The organism is Vibrio sp. Vb0349, assembly GCF_033338975.1.
Genome location: NZ_JAWOTS010000008.1, coordinates 98,713 through 114,062 on the forward strand (window position 1 = coordinate 98,713; position 15,350 = coordinate 114,062).

General features: G+C 44.8%; 12 protein-coding genes. 5 read left to right on the plus strand and 7 right to left on the minus strand.

Annotated features, from left to right (window positions below; genetic code table 11):
• Nucleotides 1-211: 211 nt before the first annotated feature.
• Nucleotides 212-2,362 (minus strand): heparinase II/III family protein, encoded by a 2,151-nt coding sequence (locus tag R7Q47_RS11720; protein ID WP_248486591.1) that lies wholly within the window; start codon nucleotides 2,360-2,362, stop codon nucleotides 212-214.
• A gap of 17 nt (nucleotides 2,363-2,379) precedes the next feature.
• Complete coding sequence (locus tag R7Q47_RS11725) at nucleotides 2,380-4,545, minus strand: heparinase II/III family protein (RefSeq protein WP_248486268.1); 2,166 nt, start codon at nucleotides 4,543-4,545, stop codon at nucleotides 2,380-2,382.
• Nucleotides 4,546-4,965: 420 nt separating this feature from the next.
• Here R7Q47_RS11725 and R7Q47_RS11730 point away from each other — a divergent pair, with 420 nt between their 5' ends.
• The 4 genes from R7Q47_RS11730 to R7Q47_RS11745 all read left to right on the plus strand — a co-directional run bounded on the left by R7Q47_RS11730 (nucleotide 4,966) and on the right by R7Q47_RS11745 (nucleotide 9,177).
• A complete protein-coding gene (locus R7Q47_RS11730; protein WP_005450851.1) occupies nucleotides 4,966-5,301 on the plus strand; it encodes a cupin domain-containing protein in 336 nt (111 codons plus the stop codon).
• 34 nt (nucleotides 5,302-5,335) lie between these two features.
• Entirely contained in the window at nucleotides 5,336-6,268 is a 933-nt protein-coding gene (locus R7Q47_RS11735; protein ID WP_318089012.1) for a sugar kinase, read from the plus strand.
• A gap of 78 nt (nucleotides 6,269-6,346) precedes the next feature.
• Nucleotides 6,347-6,970 carry a bifunctional 4-hydroxy-2-oxoglutarate aldolase/2-dehydro-3-deoxy-phosphogluconate aldolase gene (locus R7Q47_RS11740; protein WP_005388506.1) on the plus strand — a complete coding sequence of 208 codons (624 nt, stop codon included), beginning with the start codon at nucleotides 6,347-6,349 and terminating at the stop codon, nucleotides 6,968-6,970.
• 449 nt (nucleotides 6,971-7,419) lie between these two features.
• Nucleotides 7,420-9,177 carry a sodium:solute symporter family transporter gene (locus R7Q47_RS11745; RefSeq protein WP_017821226.1) on the plus strand — a complete coding sequence of 586 codons (1,758 nt, stop codon included), beginning with the start codon at nucleotides 7,420-7,422 and terminating at the stop codon, nucleotides 9,175-9,177.
• Between the two features lie 484 nt (nucleotides 9,178-9,661).
• On the opposite strand, the gene R7Q47_RS11750 is transcribed toward R7Q47_RS11745, so the two are convergent.
• The 4 genes from R7Q47_RS11750 to R7Q47_RS11765 all read right to left on the minus strand — a co-directional run bounded on the left by R7Q47_RS11750 (nucleotide 9,662) and on the right by R7Q47_RS11765 (nucleotide 13,366).
• Nucleotides 9,662-10,558, minus strand: a complete 897-nt coding sequence (locus R7Q47_RS11750) for an NAD(P)-dependent oxidoreductase (protein ID WP_411912874.1) — start codon at nucleotides 10,556-10,558, stop codon at nucleotides 9,662-9,664.
• A 415-nt stretch (nucleotides 10,559-10,973) separates the two neighbouring features.
• Nucleotides 10,974-11,729, minus strand: coding sequence for an SDR family NAD(P)-dependent oxidoreductase (locus tag R7Q47_RS11755; RefSeq protein ID WP_248486272.1), 756 nt, complete (start codon nucleotides 11,727-11,729; stop codon nucleotides 10,974-10,976).
• 608 nt (nucleotides 11,730-12,337) lie between these two features.
• Nucleotides 12,338-12,811 carry a copper chaperone PCu(A)C gene (locus R7Q47_RS11760; protein ID WP_005375841.1) on the minus strand — a complete coding sequence of 158 codons (474 nt, stop codon included), beginning with the start codon at nucleotides 12,809-12,811 and terminating at the stop codon, nucleotides 12,338-12,340.
• Between the two features lie 93 nt (nucleotides 12,812-12,904).
• On the minus strand, nucleotides 12,905-13,366 hold the full coding sequence (locus R7Q47_RS11765; RefSeq protein WP_005388493.1) for a hypothetical protein: 462 nt from the start codon (nucleotides 13,364-13,366) through the stop codon (nucleotides 12,905-12,907).
• A gap of 439 nt (nucleotides 13,367-13,805) precedes the next feature.
• On the opposite strand from R7Q47_RS11765, the gene R7Q47_RS11770 reads away from it, so the two are divergent.
• Nucleotides 13,806-14,855, plus strand: coding sequence for a hypothetical protein (locus R7Q47_RS11770; RefSeq protein WP_017634220.1), 1,050 nt, complete (start codon nucleotides 13,806-13,808; stop codon nucleotides 14,853-14,855).
• 96 nt (nucleotides 14,856-14,951) lie between these two features.
• On the opposite strand, the gene R7Q47_RS11775 is transcribed toward R7Q47_RS11770, so the two are convergent.
• Entirely contained in the window at nucleotides 14,952-15,248 is a 297-nt protein-coding gene (locus R7Q47_RS11775) for a hypothetical protein (RefSeq protein WP_248486274.1), read from the minus strand.
• Nucleotides 15,249-15,350 lie beyond the last annotated feature (102 nt).

The following is a 15,350-nucleotide window of genomic DNA, read 5'->3' on the forward strand; positions in this document are numbered from 1 at the left end:
AGAGTTCTATATCTATAAGTGGTGTCTTTGATAAGGCGTAAGGTTAAGTTATGTCTGTTTTTCCTAAGAGTTATTAACGGTTTTACTATGATTAAACGCTAATTGATAAGCTCATGTAGAGTCATGTAAACAATCAAAAAAAGCCGAACATGACGTCCGGCTTTGAATTAGTTCCCGATTTTTACATTAATTTTTAGTGACTAGCTAAAGATTAAATTTGTGCGAATGCGCCTTCCCAAGTGTAAGCCACACCGTCGAACTCAACGCGATGTGCCGCGTTTTGCTTGTCTTCGTCTAGATTGCAGATAGCGAAGTGGTAAGCGTTGCCTGTGGTAGTTTGCAGACGAATCACGGTACCCACTTCGTTGTTGCCAATGACGGTTACTGACTCTACTAGGCCACGAGCGCCAACCGATGCTTCGATAGACTCGTTGAAGTAACCGTGTGTCTCTAGCACAGAAGCAAACACGTGGTTCTGACCAGATTGACGTAGGATCAGTGCAGGCTCACTCTTCAAGTTGAAGTCTGGATCATTTGCGCCAGTGCGAGTGAAGAACACTTTGCCGCCGTTTGTAGCGCTTGTGATTAGCGAGTAGTAGCTGTTGTCGTGCAACCAGCTTATGAGCGAGCTGCCTTCAACTTGGCCTGAACCCACATTCCATAGATGCTGGTAGCCGTTGTCTTCGCCCATTGGACGCAGCGTGCTTTCTACGTCGTATTCAAAATCCGTACGGATGATTTGACCAGAGTAATGCACTGGCAGGTCGTATTGGTGCTCTTGATCTGCTTCGATGCGGTAAACATCAATCACAAGCGGTTTTTCGAATTCTGGCAATTCAGCAAGAATAATGCTGCGTTGCATGTCTACACCGTTGTAGTAACCAGAAATACGACCGCTCATGCCTTGCAGCTTTTCATCATCAGCTTTGAAGAAGTGCTTAGAACCGAACTTGGTTTCTGCTAGCGCTGTGTCGAAGTTGTTTTGCGTCTTTTGGTCAACCGTTACTGTGTTGTGCGCGACTGTCTGCTTACAGTAAGACTTGTTCTCTGGGATGTAACGACCGCCAAATTTAGGCTCAACGTTTACCCAGCGACCAAAGCCGTAATCGTGCAGCACTTCATGACCGCGGTTAAACACGCTCAGGTGCAGACCATCGTAGTGACCGTGGTCTAGCGCAGAGTGGTACTGGTGATCGCTGCCGTGTTGACCAAACCAGATAAGCGCCATGGTGTCATCATCTTGCTCGTCACGGTGACGAAGAATGCTTACGCCGCCTTTTTCGCCTTCTGGACCGTCTGTTACGAATAGGCTACCCCAGTTGAATGGTTTGATGTTATCTGCGGCTGCAACCGCGTCAGACAATGTTTTACCTGAGATATGAACCCAAACATCTTGCTGGTGGTCTGCCATGCCAAGTAACGTTTCAGACTGCTCGTAACGGTGGAAACATACTGACGTTGCCATGATTACGCCTTCATCATTGATCGAAATCGTCTTCGATGAATCGTTCAGTGCTGGCAAAGTACCATCTGGGAATGCCGTCTTAAATACTGCGTAAGACGTGGTCTTGATGACCGAGTCGTTGAATTCGTAAATACCAAGCTCAGGCTGGCGACGTTCAATCGCTTCTGCGAACAGGTAGATTGGACGTAGCGAGAAACGGTGGTAGTAAGGACCTTCCATGTAGTAGCCATCTGGCGAGAACAGTTGGTCTAGCTGAGCTAGGAAGCCGCCGCTCACTTTGTCCAGTTTCAAGCCGTAAAGCGCTTTGTCGACTGCTTCTTGATCGTTAATTGCGTAACCACAGATACCTACTGCTGCTACTGCCCACAGACCGTGGTTGTGTACGATGTCGAAGTCGTGACCGTAAGTGACTACGAACAGCTCAATCATTTGTTTGAACAGGTCGTTTTCAATCAGTGTTTTTTGCTCTTCTTCCAATGTGTGGTAAATGCAGCTGTACGCACAAGACGCGTATAGCATCCACATGTTCTCGTTCAGAGTTTGGTGGAAGATCTTACCCGGAGGGTTAGAGTCACGGCTGGTGTTGCTTTCTAGCGTCGGGTATACCTTCGCGTAAGCCATTAGCATGTCCACGATGTAATCGCGGTACTTCTGTTCGCCAGTGATAAGGAATAGGCGACCCGCTAGATCAATGTGGATGTAGTTTTGCTTGTGACGGTTGTGCTCGTAACCACCACCTTCGCCGTGACCGGGAACTTCAATGCCAACCTCGGCCATGTAAGCGTCAGTTTGTTTGATGTCACGTGCTAATGCATTTCCTAATAGGCTATCCGTGCCAAGTGCTTTGCTTAGTTCTGCCGCTTCTTCAAAGTTCATTAATAGCGGTTGGTAAGACAGGGTTTGGTAGCTCATTATTATTTCTCCTGCCCGAATGCGTTCACTTCTAGAGAGTAGAAGCCATTCCAGCTGTAGGTTTTACCGTTCATTTCTACTTGGTGTGGGGTTTGGTCGTCAGCGCCTAACACATTGCTGATCATCACAGTAACCAGTGATTTCTCAGTAGTGATTTCTACGATGCTGCCAACGGCGTTGTAACCCACGACGCGAATATCTTTCACCTGACCACGTGCATTCACCGATTGCTCAAACTCTTCATTGAAGTAGCCGTGTGTTTCTAGCACAGAAGCAAATAGCGTCGATTCGCCCTTGCTGCGCAGAATGAATGCCGGTTCGCTACGTAGGTTAAAGCTTGGGTCATTGGCGCCAGTGCGAGTGAAGATCACTTCATTATCGCCGTTCTGTTTCGCGCTGCTACTTGTGCCTAACCAAGTGTAGTAGGTGTTGTTTTGTAGCCAGCTAACCAGCGCCATATCTTGCACTTTGCCGCTTGCTACTTTCCAAAGGTGTTGGTAACCGAAGTCATCGCCAAGCGTGCTCAGTTCACCAAAGGTTTGGTAATCGAAGTTAGTACGTACGATTTGACCATCGTATTGATGAGAGTAGTCGTACTGATGCCCGCCTTCACCTTCGATGCGGTAAAGGTCTAGCAATAGCGGTGCTTCAAGCTCATCTAGGTTAAGCATGAACACACTGCGCTGCATGTCTGTGTTCGGGTAATGGTCGTTCGCAAACGCGCTCATACCGTTGATTTCAGTGCCTTCTACTTTAAAGAAGTGAGGCAAACCGTGCACTGAATCAGCGCGGTCTACATCGAAACCATTCTGACATTGCTCATCAATCGTTACCGCGTTGTGCGCGATAGTTTGACGTGCGTACGATTTGTTTTCGTCTAGGTAACGACCGCCGAATTTAGGCTCTACATTTACCCAGCGACAGAAGCCGTATTCACGCAGCACTTCTTGACCACGGTTGAAGAAAGTAATGCCAAGCGTATCGAAGTTACCATGTCCCATACCGTGTTGACCGTAGTTCATCACAAGCTGTGACACATCACCGGTTTTATCCTGCATACGGATAAAGCCTTGTGCACCGTTGTTACCGGTTGGACCTTCGTTTAGTTCCACACTTGGCCAGAAAGGCATGCCGATTTCACGGTCTGCGATGGCTTTATCGTAGGCTTGAGAAAGCTCAAGACCACATGGGTGCATCCAAACGGCATTTTGAATCTTCGCCATGCCTAGGATGTTATCGTCTAGACCGTAGTGCTTGCTGTAAACGCTCACTGCAACTTGAACACCCATGTCGGTAATGCTCATGGTACGAGATGCGTCGTTTAGGGCAGGGAACTCACCATTCGGATAAGCCGTTGCCAGCATCGCTTGTACTGTGTTGCCAATCACTTTGTCTTTGTAGTTGTAGATGTCTACTTCAGGCATGTGACGGTGTACTACTTCTGCAAATACACAAGTTGGACGAATCGCATAACGATGGTAGTAAGGGCCTTCCATGTAGTAACCAGAAGGGGCGAACAACTGTGAGATTTGCGCTAGGAAGCCGCCAGTATCATCACGGTCTTGACCGTATACCGACATCTCTAGATATTCAGGTTTACCAATGGCTAGGCCACAAATACCAACAGCAGCAACTGCCCAGATGCCGTGGTTGTGAATACGGTCGAAATCGTGCGCGTATTTCACTGTGAACATGTCTAGCATTGGTTCGAAAATGCGCTCAACAACGGCTGTGCGCTCTTCTTCTGTCATCACTGATGCCACGCAAGAGTAAGCAAGGCTAGTAAACATTAACCAACAGTGTTCATTAAGGATCTGGTGGAAAAGACGACCTGTTGGGTTAGTGTTTTTCTGTACGTGGAAATCAAAAGTGAGGTACTTCTCTGCGTAAATAGCGAGAAGATCTTTAACGAACTGCGCGTACTTTTCTTCTTGAGTGATCAAGAACAAACGACCCGCTAAGTTCATGTAGGTATAGTTTTGTTTGTGGCGGTTGTGCTCGTAGCCACCCGCTTCGCCGTGACCTGGTACGTCTAGAGGCAGACGCATGAAGGCTTCAAGTTCCTTGCGATTCGCTTCAATGGATTTGCCCATTAAGCTCGGCTTTCCGACTTCCTTTCTTAGTAGTTCGACTTCTGCTTCAGTCAACAAAATCGGTTGTGTAGTCATTTCTTTACCACCCTCAGATGAAGTGTGTTGTTTTCTTAAACTTTCTATAAAGTAATACAATATTAAGTTTGGGTGTAGTTTTTGTGGCAAAAAGGGAGAGTGAAATCACGCGAATTTAGCTAACCCATTGATTTGTATTGTTGTGATAATCCTTGTTGTGACTGATTTTTCGGCGTTATCAATCGTTAAGTGGAATGCTTTAACGAGCACCGTTTGATGAATATCACATATTTTTAGATATATTGTATGACAATTAAAGAAGATCGGATATGCTCGTTACCAATTCGACAGCAGACCCTTTCGCTTCGCGTTTCACTTTTATCAATACGACGCTTTTTTAAGAGGACCTTTTAATAAAGCATGGTTAAGAATGAAGTGCCGTAGGGTTCGCTTTAATAGAGACTTTTTAGGAGTATGACGATGAATTCTTTCTTTGTATTAGATGAGAACCCGTGGGAAGAGCTAGGCGGCGGTATCAAACGTAAAATTGTTGCTTACACAGATGACCTAATGGCGGTTCACCTATGTTTCGACAAAGGCGCGATTGGCGCTCCGCATACTCACGAAATTCACGATCAAATCGGTTACGTGGTACGTGGCAGCTTTGAAGCAGAAATCGAAGGCGAGAAGAAAGTACTTAAAGAAGGCGATGCATACTTTGCTCGTAAGCACATGATGCACGGTGCGGTTGCACTAGAGCAAGACAGCATTCTTCTAGACATCTTCAACCCAGCTCGTGAAGACTTCTTAAAATAATCTATAGCGCAACCTCAGTTGCTAAGGTGACAACATGAAATCATTAAACATCGCGGTCATTGGCGAATGTATGGTTGAGCTACAGAAAAAGGAAGGTCAGCTAAAGCAGTCATTCGGTGGTGATACGTTGAATACCGCACTGTATTTATCTCGTTTGACCAAAGCTCACGATATCAAAACCAGCTATGTAACGGCTCTGGGTAACGATCCTTTTAGCCAAGAAATGCTATCAGCATGGCAAGAAGAGGGCATCGATACTAGTCTGGTTCTTTCCGTTAAAGAAAAGCAACCAGGTATCTACTACATCGAAACCGATGAAACTGGCGAGCGTTACTTCCACTACTGGCGTAACGAAGCGGCCGCTAAGTTCCTATTCGAACAAAACGAGTCTCCGCTATTAGTTGACAAACTTTACTCGTACGATGCGGTTTACTTGAGCGGTATTACATTAGCGATCCTTACTGAAGAAGGTAAGACACAACTGTTTGGCTTCCTTGAGCGCTTCAAGGCACAAGGTGGTAAGGTTATTTTCGATAACAACTACCGTCCTAAATTGTGGGAAAGCCACGAGAATGCCATGTCTTGGTACCTTAAGATCCTTAAGCACACAGATATCGCACTGCTCACATTTGAAGATGAGCAAATGCTTTACGGTGACGAGCATCTAGAACAGTGCATCGAGAGAACCTCTGCACTGGGCGTGGATGAAATCATCATCAAACGTGGTAGCAAAGATTGCTTGGTTGTGGCGAATGGCGAAGCGCAATACGTGGCGCCAAACAAAGTCGACAACGTGATTGATACAACAGCGGCTGGTGATTCTTTCAGTGCGGGCTTCTTGGCGAAGCGCTTGACTGGCGGCAATGCAGCGGAATCGGCTTACTCTGGCCACTGTATGGCTGGCGCGGTAATTCAACATAAAGGTGCCATCATTCCACGTGAAGTGATGCCAGATCTTCCTTTGTAATTCTTTTGCGGAGCGTTGAGTAATCGGCGCTCCGCAGTGATTTATTGAACTCAAGTTAACGACGACGAGTACACTCTTATGACGACATTAAACGAACAATTAGCAAACCTAAAAGTAATTCCTGTTATTGCCATCAACAAAGCAGAAGATGCGATCCCTCTAGGCCGCACGTTGGTTGAAAACGGTATGCCTTGCGCAGAAATCACGTTCCGCACAGAGTGTGCTGCAGAAGCGATTCGTGCTATGCGCGCTGAGTTCCCAGAAATGCTGATCGGTGCAGGTACGATCCTAACTAACGAGCAAGTTGACCAAGCGATCGAAGCTGGTGTGGACTTTATCGTAAGCCCTGGCTTTAACCCTCGCACGGTTCAATACTGCCTAGACAAAGGCGTGGCTATCGTACCTGGCGTAAACAACCCAAGCCTAGTTGAGCAAGCGATGGAAATGGGTCTGCGTACACTTAAGTTCTTCCCTGCTGAGCCATCTGGCGGCGTTGGTATGCTTAAAGCACTAACGGCGGTTTACCCAGTGAAATTCATGCCAACAGGTGGCGTGAGCCTAGGTAACGTAGACGAGTACCTGTCTATCCCTTCAGTACTGGCATGTGGCGGCACTTGGATGGTGCCAACAAAACTTATCGATGAAGGTAAGTGGGATGAACTAGGGACACTGGTTCGCGACGCAGTAGCTCACGTAGCATAAGTGTCGTAACACCCCGATAAAACTAGCGAAAGAATGAAAAGCGAGCATCAGTGCTCGCTTTTTTGTGTTTGAAAGTTTGAAAGAGGCGAGAGTTAAGAATCGCATTCATATAAATCCTACTTTCTATCCAATTTTTCGAAACATCTCATTACGTTTCCTTCAAAGAAATGCCGCGCATTTTTGATCTTCAGACAAAGCGCGAAGAAGAAAAATATTCCATACTCTAATAAATTTCAATTAGACAATTTGTATTACAATATGTTGAGGTGTTCTGAGTGGCAATTATCTCCTAGAAAGCCATTGGTCTAAGAAAGTAAGGGATTTGACGTGTTTTTTTCGTTGAATAACTTATGCTTTAGATCACAATTAAAGCTTATTGTAGTACAAATGGGGTTATGAGAAGAGTAGTCTAGACGTTAGAAAATGATCAAACTTGAAAGGCTGAAAAAATGACTATTGATACTCTTGTTGTTCTTGCCTACTTCTTCTTCTTAGTTGCAATTGGTTGGATGTTCCGTAAGTTCACTACCTCAACCAGTGACTACTTCCGAGGGGGCGGTAAGATGTTATGGTGGATGGTAGGTGCTACCGCCTTCATGACGCAATTTTCAGCATGGACGTTTACAGGTGCCGCAGGACGCGCGTTCAATGACGGTTTCGTTGTTGTAATCCTATTCTTAGCCAACGCATTTGGCTACTTCATGAACTATCTCTACTTTGCTCCAAAGTTCCGTCAGTTACGTGTAGTGACGGCGATTGAAGCAATTCGTCAACGTTTTGGTAAGACTTCAGAGCAGTTCTTCACTTGGGCTGGTATGCCAGACAGCTTGATCTCAGCCGGTATTTGGTTGAATGGTCTTGCGATTTTCGTGGCAGCGGTCTTCAACATTCCTATGGAAGCGACCATCATCGTTACGGGTTTAGTGCTAATGCTAATGGCGGTAACGGGTGGCTCTTGGGCAGTTGTTGCATCTGACTTTATGCAGATGCTGGTTATCATGGCAGTGACGATCACTTGTGCGGTGGCGGCATACTTCCATGGTGGCGGTATTGGCAACATCGTGTCGAACTTCCACGGCGACTTCATGCTGGGTAACAACCTGAACTACTTCAGTATCTTTATCCTTTGGGTTGTGTTCATCTTTGTTAAACAGTTCGGTGTCATGAACAACAGCATCAACGCTTACCGCTACTTATGTGCAAAAGACAGTGAAAACGCACGTAAAGCTGCAGGTCTTGCATGTGTGCTGATGATTGTTGGTCCTATCATCTGGTTCCTACCACCTTGGTACGTTGCGGCATTTATGCCTGATTTCGCAGAGCAATACGGCTCAGTAGGTGGTGATGCAGCTTACCTAGCATTCGTACAAAACGTAATGCCAGCAGGTATGGTGGGTCTTCTGATGTCAGCAATGTTTGCGGCGACCATGTCTTCAATGGACTCTGGTCTTAACCGTAACGCGGGCATCTTTGTGATGAACTTCTACAGCCCGATTGTGCGTCCACAAGCGTCGCAAAAAGAACTGGTTATCGTGAGTAAAGCAACGACTATCGTGATGGGCTTCATCATCATTGGTATCGGTCTATTCATTAACTCACTACGTCACTTGAGCCTGTTCGATATCGTACTGAACGTCGGTGCATTAATTGGTTTCCCAATGCTGATTCCTGTACTACTTGGTATGTGGATTCGTAAGACGCCGGATTGGGCTGGTTGGGCAACACTGGTTGTTGGTGGCTTTGTTTCTTACATCTTCGGTATCTCACTACAAGCAGAAGATGTAGAGCGCCTATTCGGTCTAGAGCAAGCGTTTACAGGACGTGAGTGGGCAGACCTAAAAGTTGGCTTGAGCTTAGCGGCACACGTTATCTTCACCGGTGGTTTCTTCTTGCTGACAACGCGCTTCTACAAAGGTCTATCACTTGAACGTGAGAAAGAAGTGGACCAATTGTTCGAGAACTGGAATACGCCACTTGTGGCTGACAGCGAAGAGCAGCAGAACCTAGATACAAAACAGCGCGGCATGCTTGGTAAGCTTATCAGCGTAGCGGGCTTCGGTATCCTAGCTATGGCTCTAATTCCAAATGAACCATCTGGTCGACTACTGTTTATCTTGTGTGGTGCGATTGTTCTCTCGGTGGGTGTTCTATTGGTGAACGCAGCCCGAGGGCCTAAAAGCCCAAAGTTAGCTAACGCGAAAAGCTAACCAAAGTTAAAGACTCTCAATGAAAAATCCCGCGGTGTTAAAGCCGTGGGATTTTTTGATCAAGCTGACTGAGAAAGCGTGGCGCATCGTTTGTTGTTATTCGTTGTATTGGGGAACTCCCAATAAGGTGCGACTATATTCACATTAGAGTCGTCAGCCTAAAGCGAAAAAGCAATCTAACTTTCTTTGCACGCCGTGTTTACACTTTACACCCCAAACCTGATGCTTTGTCTATTTAAATAAATATGTGTGCCTTCTTAGCAAAGAAAAAGCATTAAATCAGACGTAGCTTTAATGAGGCGTACGCCAGAAATAGGAGAGAGGTTTTGAAGTGTTAGTGGAAAATATATAAGAGAATTGGAAGAGGCAGCCCTGCAAAACCTTAATGGAGTGGCTAGGGTATCAAGGAGTGATGAGCGTCTGGGGAAAAACAAAAAAGCCCAGCTACATTGGTTGCTGGGCTTTTAGTTGCAACTGAGTGTGACTAAGCTTCTAGCTCTGCAAAGTAGTCGAAGATGACTGGAACGTCATTTTGACCAAGGCCTTTATCAACTGCCGCTTGTAGACTCTTAGAAGTGCCCTCTGCAATTAGGGAAGTTGTACCAAGCTCTTCGCATAGAGCAAGGAAGTAACCGAGGTCTTTGTTTGCGTTTGCGACAGAGAAGCCTAGTTTTTCTTCGCCATCTACGGCGTAAAACTTACAGAATTGCATAAATGGTGAGTTTGATGGTCCTGCAGACATGATGTCGAATAATTGTTGGCCATCAACACCAGCACGTTTAGCAACAGCAAATGCCTGAGACATGGTTGCTACGGTTGTCATACCCATAAAGTTATTCACAAGCTTAGTTACGTGACCAGAGCCTAGTGCGCCAAGGTGGAATATGTTTTCACCTTGATCGTCCAGCACTGGCTTAACCTTATTGAATGTTTCGACGTCGCCTGCGGCCATGATGTTCAGTAAACCATCTTTTGCGTGGGCAGGTGTACGACCTAGAGGCGCATCAATCATACCAGCCCCTTTCTTAGCAAGGTCAGCGCCAATCTTCTTCGTTGAAGCTGGAATAGATGTACCGAAGTCGATGAGTGTTTTACCTTCTGACATGCCAGCTAGAACACCAGTGTCTCCGTAAACAACTTTTTCGACAACTTCAGATGTTGTTAGGCACAGCATCACGATATCACTTTTCTCTGCTAGCTCTTTACCTGAAGAAGCTTCAGAAGCGTTTCCACGAGCTAGTACTGCGTCAACAGCATCTTTATTGAGGTCCATTACAGCAACTTCGTAACCACGTTTCTGTAGGTTTTCAACCATGTTTCCGCCCATCAAGCCTAGGCCGATGAAACCAATGATAGGTTTAGTCATTTTAACTCCAAAAATACTATTGTATGATTATATTTCTTGTTAGTAATCATAATGACTATTGTGGCTTTTGCAATTGAAAATTATGAGCATAGCGGGCTTGGGATGAATTTTTTCTAAAAGTGAGATGTAAGTAAGGTTTGTGGGGGTTTTATTCATCAGTGTATATAAGAAAAGCGGATTCATCACGCTTCCATTTTATCGTGAACAAAGCCTTTAGGAGGCTTAAATAACGTAAAAAATAAGATTTATTGTAATACAAGTGATTTTGTTTCAGCTAGAGGAATACTGTCTATACCAAAAATGGGTGAAACGTTCCAGATGGGGTGAAAGGCGAGGTGGTATAAGGATAAGCCGCAGTACAAACATACTGCGGCCGTTATCAAATCAGTACTAAAGCGTACTTACTGATAGGTAAAAAGACTTATTGGTACTAAATGCCTAAAGCTTGACCACCACCAATTTGCAGTGTTTCTGCGGTAATGAATGATGCATCTTTACTTACCAGAAAAGAGATAGCAGAGGCGACTTCCTCTGGCTGGCCTAGGCGTCCAAGCATAATACTGTCTGCCCAAGAAGCAAATACTTCAGGCTTGGTTGCTTTGATTTGAGCATGGAATGGTGTATCGATAGTGCCAGGAGATACTGCATTGACACGAATTCCAGCCGGAGCTAACTCTTTAGCTAAAGCGCGAGTTAATGTATGAACGGCGGCTTTTGATGTACCGTAAATACCTGCACCTGGACCACCTGCATTCCAAGCCGCGTTTGAAGTGAAGTTGATAATTGATGCATTATCAGACTTTCTTAGAAATGGAATCGCTGCGCGTGATACGAAGAATGCACTATCGAGGTTTAAAGCCATGACTTTACGGAAAAAATCAGTTTCCATACCTTCAATAGGACTACGACCACCAAGACCACCTGCGTTATTAACGACAACATCGATTTTGCCGTATTTTTCACCAATAGCATTGATGTTTTCATCGACGGCATGTTCATCTGTAACGTCAAAACCGTAGTATTCAGCCTCAATTCCTGCGTTATGTAGTTTGGAGACACACTCCGAACCTTTTTTATCTTCAATGCCGTTTAGAATGACCGTGTATCCATCCTGACCAAGACGCTTTGCCACTTGGAAGCCGATACCGCCAGTAGCACCAGAAATAAATGCAATTTTAGTAGACATAATGGTGTTCTCTCATGTTTGTAGAGTTGGAAAGGATTTTTTATTTAACATAGAGTATTATTGTAATACAAATTAGTTTAATAAACAGAGAAACACCAACAATGAGAAGTCGATCACGTACTTTCTTTAGATGCTGACTCATCCAGTGGCATATATCGACTTTTACGGTCGTGCATGATTTGTATCTAGTCAGGATAATCGGGATATATAAACAATTGAGCTTATAGCTGCGGGCTTAGCTCGTTGGGCCGAGGTTTGTTGCAAGTAGAAAGAAAGCCGATTAACCGTGGGTCTTTGTTGCCAAACTTATGATTTCATTTAGGCTTGCCAAGTGATGGTTGGATAACTTTGTCGAGAGGTTGAGTTTTAAGCGGGTAGGGAACCTTTTTAGGATCTTAAGTCTTTCAAGGTCATTCTGAATAGCGAGGAACGAGCGTGATTTAGAATCTCTTGCCCGAGCACGCTGTTATGATATGTGACCCCGTTTCGCCGAGCGTTATTCATCACCATTATTCTGAAGAGTCGAGTTAGGATCTACCGGAATAATGATTTTGACTAAGCTGAGATAAAAATGCCCGCTAAATCAGCGGGCACTTTTGTTTACGTCATTAATGGTGCATGTGTTTTTCCATGTGACCTTGTTTTTCAACCGCCATTTCTACTTCCACTTTACCCGCGTTTTTGAATGTTAACGTCATAGGGAAGCGGTCGCCTTCTTTAAGAGTTTGTGTTGGGTTAAAAATCATTAAATGGAAGCTGCCTGGCTTAAACAACACTGAGTCATTGGCTGGAACGCGCACTTCGTCAATCTTAATCATTTTCATCACACCATCTTCTTTCTTATGCGTGTGAATTTCGACATGCCCTGCGATTGGGCTTTCTGCTGCGATCAATGCATCTTCACTGTCACCGTGGTTGGTTAATTGAAAAAAACCACCGATAACAGGTGCGTTTGGTGGCGCTTCGCGGCTCCATGGATGGTCGATATGAATTTTTCCTGCTTCATAATCGTGCGCTAAACTCAGTGGGCTAGCGATGACAGCAATAAGCGCGATAGCGGCGGTTTTTAATGATTTAAGCATGTGTTTTTCCTTTTGAATTAATAGCTTCTCTGAATGGACAACAAACAGAGTCATCGTTATTTTTGAATAAAGTTGTCAATGATTAGATGCCTGTTAGGCAGGAAAAACACTCGGCGGAGAGTGCTTAGGCGCGATGTGTTTGTAAACGAGCTTATCGCATTTTGAAAAGTGATAAGTCGTCAGTGCATACTTTACTCGGCGCAGCCAATGGATGGTTGTCAGGTAAAGCCCAATCGCAACTAAAAGAAAGAATTGAACAGCTTGAAGAAGCGGGCATTCAAACTGGAAGCCGTCGTGTAAGTTAAGATCTTGGATGAGCTTAGAAGAAGATTGAGCGTTAGCCTCAATCAACGTATTGATATCCACCCATTTGAAACCATCTGCGGTACACAGTAAAACCTTTTCACTTTGGACTTTGTTGAGCCAAGTTGTGCTGTGAACTTGTGTAGGGTTAAGAGCGGCTGTGGACGCTAAATACAACTGAAACAACACCGCGATAATAACCGCAATAGCGTGCAAGCGATGGTGTTTGTGCTGTATTAGAGTGTTTTCCATACAATTGAGTGCTTATCTTCTTCGGCGCGGGATACTAACAAATTAACCAAACAATGTAATTATCAGTTTACTAAAAGGTGATGCAAGTGTGCATTATTTGTTTTATTGCCTATTTTTAACGCTTTAATGTTTTGATTCGGCTGACATTCACAACCTCCAATTCAACTTGTCAGTCTTGCCTAGTCGCTTTTGAAGATACCGAATTAATCTCTCTTATATGCCACTGAAGCTTCGGTTAGTGGGTGTCGTGGTGGTGTTTTTACGTGCTAGATTTGGCTGATATCGATTCAAAATGCACACCGAATCTCCACTTGTTTTCCATTAACGGAATTATGACAGTAATTTAATAAAGGATACGGTATTCTGCGCCCCTTTGTACATGCCAGAAACGTCCGTCCTACTTAGTCGGAGGGGCGATTAATCTTAAGAAATTTCTCAAATGAAATACGAACAACAGATTGGATATCGATACCCTAAAGGTCGATTTGCCATGGTGAGTGTATATGCATTCACCGGTGCTGCGATTTTAGCATCGACTATTTTTTCTCTATTGCTGTTTTTGTCTATCGACGAAAACCCGATGATGCAAACCTTATTTGGTGGTTTAGCGATCATTTTTGAAGCAGGTAAATTTTACGCTTGGTATGAATACGGTGAGCGCCGAGCCCATCGCAACTACACAGGAGCAGCAACCGCTCTCGTGTTTTATTTAGTCTTAGCTGCGATTTCCATTGGCGGTAGTATTGGTGGGATTAATAGTGCAACCAATAGTGCACAAAGTCATATTTCGGTAGAGCAGGCGAAAGTGGAAGCGTTTAATCGTCAGATTGCGGCAATCGATAAGCAGATTGAGCTCAACAATATGGCAGCGCAGAAATACATCGAGATGGAGCGTATCGCGACTGGTGTAACTCGCATTCAGGATCAAAACAAAACCTTACGTGAAGAGCAGCAACGCTTGGCTATGGAGCGTGATAGTTTACCGCCGGTTACGCAAGGCTCAGTGATTGGTTTGATTGATAGCCTAGCCAACGCATTTGGTACCACCTCTCAGCAAGCTCAGCTTGGCTTGGTTGTATTTCTTTCGATTCTTTTGGACTTCTTTGCTGCATTTTTTGTTGGCTTGATTGGTGAAGAGCAACGGTTCCGATATTTCTATCGCAGAAATGAGGGCATGATATTGAAAACAGTTCGCGATATAGACCCAGCGCCTGCGGGTTATCTTCCTCATATAAAAGAGGAAGAAGAGCAAGAAATACCAGCTGCGCCGGAGCCAGAAGAACCAAAGGAACCGAAAACCTTGTTAGAGCAAGTTAGCGATGCACTTAAAACGCATCAAATTACGTGCACCAAAAAAGCCGTTGCTAAACAGTTTAGGCTGTCTGCGGAAGAGGTAGACAAGGTATTTGAAGAATTGGCAGAGCTCGGTTTAGTGGGAAAAAAAGCCAACCACCATTATCATTGGATAGGTGAAGCAGAAACCGCATAATTGGTTATCTATTAGAGTTCGGAAAGAGCGTCAATCGGCGCTCTTTTTTTTGGGAGGGGGGAGTTTCGCTATTAAAGTTAACTACAAGAAAGCGTATCAATCTTTATTGAGCTTTTTGGTTACGTCTTTCACCGTTTTCTTCTCTTTTTCCGGTGTCATTGCATCAACAGCTTTACCCGCCATCCCTTCATCTGGCAATTTGTCTTTTCCTGCATTAACTGCGGTATCTTTCAGTGCCTCTTTAGGCGTACAGCGACCCCCAACACCAACCACGGCTTTTGTCGCAGCGGCTTTAGCTGCCTTTTCTGCATCGCAGTCAGGATCCATAACGCTAGCTAAGCTCGTGGCTGAACCAAAAAACAAGATTAACAAAATGAGGTTGCGTTTTTTCATAGTCGTCACCAATGTTGTGAAACATAGGTAAAGTGTAACGGAGAGAAAAGGCTTTGACTGAGAATTTGTTGGTTTGAGCTTGGGAAGCAAAGTAAGGTGAAA

Coding starts and splice junctions, on each gene's coding strand:
- R7Q47_RS11725 (WP_248486268.1), bottom strand. CDS start 4,545: ATGACTACACAACCGATTTTGTTGACTGAAGCAGAAGTCGAACTACTA.
- R7Q47_RS11730 (WP_005450851.1), top strand. CDS start 4,966: ATGAATTCTTTCTTTGTATTAGATGAGAACCCGTGGGAAGAGCTAGGC.
- R7Q47_RS11735 (WP_318089012.1), top strand. CDS start 5,336: ATGAAATCATTAAACATCGCGGTCATTGGCGAATGTATGGTTGAGCTA.
- R7Q47_RS11740 (WP_005388506.1), top strand. CDS start 6,347: ATGACGACATTAAACGAACAATTAGCAAACCTAAAAGTAATTCCTGTT.
- R7Q47_RS11745 (WP_017821226.1), top strand. CDS start 7,420: ATGACTATTGATACTCTTGTTGTTCTTGCCTACTTCTTCTTCTTAGTT.
- R7Q47_RS11755 (WP_248486272.1), bottom strand. CDS start 11,729: ATGTCTACTAAAATTGCATTTATTTCTGGTGCTACTGGCGGTATCGGC.
- R7Q47_RS11760 (WP_005375841.1), bottom strand. CDS start 12,811: ATGCTTAAATCATTAAAAACCGCCGCTATCGCGCTTATTGCTGTCATC.
- R7Q47_RS11765 (WP_005388493.1), bottom strand. CDS start 13,366: ATGGAAAACACTCTAATACAGCACAAACACCATCGCTTGCACGCTATT.
- R7Q47_RS11770 (WP_017634220.1), top strand. CDS start 13,806: ATGAAATACGAACAACAGATTGGATATCGATACCCTAAAGGTCGATTT.
- R7Q47_RS11775 (WP_248486274.1), bottom strand. CDS start 15,248: ATGAAAAAACGCAACCTCATTTTGTTAATCTTGTTTTTTGGTTCAGCC.